3 protein-coding genes are annotated in these 1,869 nt (G+C 75.7%); all 3 read left to right on the top strand.

All coding sequences use genetic code 11. The annotated features are described in order from the left end of the window. The coding region (locus PLP61_RS16835) for a 2-C-methyl-D-erythritol 2,4-cyclodiphosphate synthase (RefSeq protein ID WP_324503953.1) at nt 1–220 on the top strand (220 nt) is incomplete at its 5' end. Nucleotides 221–270: 50 nt separating this feature from the next. After that, nucleotides 271–1,527: an alpha-amylase family protein gene (locus PLP61_RS16830; RefSeq protein WP_324503951.1), complete on the top strand. Its 1,257-nt coding sequence runs from the start codon at nt 271–273 to the stop codon at nt 1,525–1,527. Next, nucleotides 1,524–1,869 (top strand): IspD/TarI family cytidylyltransferase (locus PLP61_RS16825; RefSeq protein ID WP_324503950.1); only part of this gene is annotated, 346 nt, incomplete at its 3' end. The genes PLP61_RS16830 and PLP61_RS16825, both read left to right, overlap by 4 nt.

Below are 1,869 nucleotides of genomic sequence, written 5' to 3'. Positions count from 1 at the left end.
GGCGGCGCTCCGGGCGGCCGGGTTCCGGGTCGGCAACGTCGCGATCCAGGTCGTCGGCAACCGGCCCCGGCTCGGCCCCCGTCGGGCGGAGGCCGAGCAGGTGCTCTCCGCGGCGGTCGGTGCACCGGTCACCGTGTCGGCGACCACCACCGACGGGCTGGGGCTCACCGGCCGCGGCGAGGGCGTCGCGGCGGTCGCGACGGCGCTGCTGGTGGGCTGAGCCCGTCCGGCTGGGAGGATGGGGGCGACCGAGACGCTCAGGAGGCCCGCATGTCGTGGATCGACCACGTCCTCTGGTGGCACGTCTATCCGCTCGGCGCGCTCGGGGCCCCGCGGGAGAACCACGGCGAACCGGTCGTGCACCGGCTCGCCGGGCTGGAGCCGTGGCTGGACTACGCCGTCGACCTGGGGGCCAACGGGCTGCAGCTGGGCCCGGTGTTCGCCTCCAGCACCCACGGCTACGACACCCTCGACCACTTCCGGATCGACCCGCGGCTCGGCGATGACGCCGACTTCGACCGGCTCGTCGAGGACTGCCGGGCGCGCGGCCTGAGGCTGCTGCTGGACGGGGTCTTCAACCACGTGGGCGCGGACCACCCGTCCTACCGCCGTGCCCTGGCCGAGGGACCCGCCGGGGAGCTGGCGGACCTGTTCGCCCTGGACTGGTCCGACCCCGCGGCGCCTCGGTGCGCGACCTTCGAGGGGCACGCGGACCTGGTCGAGCTGAACCACGCCGCTCCCCGCACCGCGGACCTGGTGGCCGGGGTGATGGACCACTGGCTGGACCGGGGGGTGGACGGCTGGCGGCTGGACGCGGCGTACGCCGTCGACCCGGCGTTCTGGGCCCGGGTGCTGCCGCGGGTGCGCGCCGGCCACCCCGACGCGCTCTTCGTGGGCGAGGTGATCCACGGCGACTACCCCGACGTGGTGGCCAGGAGCGGGCTGGACTCGGTCACCCAGTACGAGCTGTGGAAGGCGGTCTGGAGCTCGCTGCACGACCGCAACCTCTTCGAGCTGTCGTGGGCGCTGGAGCGGCACAACGGCTTCGTGGAGCGGTTCGTGCCGATGACGTTCGTGGGCAACCACGACGTGACCCGGATCGCCACCCTCGTGGGCGACGCCGGGGCCGCGCTGGCGCTGGTGGTGCTCGGCACGGTCGGCGGCATGCCCTCGCTGTACTACGGCGACGAGCAGGCCTTCCGGGGCGTCAAGACCGAGCGCGTCGGGGGCGACGACGAGATCCGCCCGCCGCTGCCGGCCCGGCCCGAGGAGCTGGCCGAGGAGGGCCGGTGGATGTACCGCGTGCACCAGCAGGTGCTGGGGCTGCGCCGCCGCCACCCCTGGCTGGTGCGCGCCCGGACCAGCGTGGTGTCGCTGGCCAACGAGCGCCTGGTGTACCGGTCCCGGGCCGCCTCCGGGGACGGCCTGCTGACGGTCGAGCTCGACCTGACCGGGGCGGCCCGGGCGGTGGTCCGCACGGACGAGCGGGTGGAGCTGACCCTCGACCTCGGGACCCTCGCCCGGTGAGCGCCGCCGTCGTCGTCCTCGCGGCCGGGTCCGGGACCAGGGTCGGCGCCGGCCGCAACAAGGTGCTGCTGCCCCTCGGCGACCTCCCGGTGGTGGCCTGGTCGGTGCGCGACGCGCTCAGCCTCGCCGACGTGGACCCGGTGGTGGTCGTGGTCGGGGCCGGGGAGGAGCAGGCCGTGGCCGACGCGGTCGCGCCCGTGCTCGGCGACCGCGAGGTGCTCGTGGTGCACGGCGGCGCGACCCGGCACCAGTCGGAGTGGCACGCCCTGTGCGCGCTGGCCCCCGCGATCGAGTCCGGCGAGGTCGAGGTCGTCGCGGTCCACGACGCCGCTCGGCCGCTGG

Origin of the sequence: Nocardioides sp. (assembly GCF_035429765.1) — a bacterium.
In the GTDB taxonomy this organism is placed as follows: Bacteria; Actinomycetota; Actinomycetes; order Propionibacteriales; family Nocardioidaceae; genus Nocardioides.
The sequence above is the reverse complement of the archived record's forward strand: the minus strand, read 5'-3'. Positions and strand labels throughout refer to the sequence as shown.

What these genes read in the sequence shown, in the direction of transcription:
- PLP61_RS16830 (WP_324503951.1), top strand. Translation starts at nt 271, where the DNA reads ATGTCGTGGATCGACCACGTCCTCTGGTGGCACGTCTATCCGCTCGGC.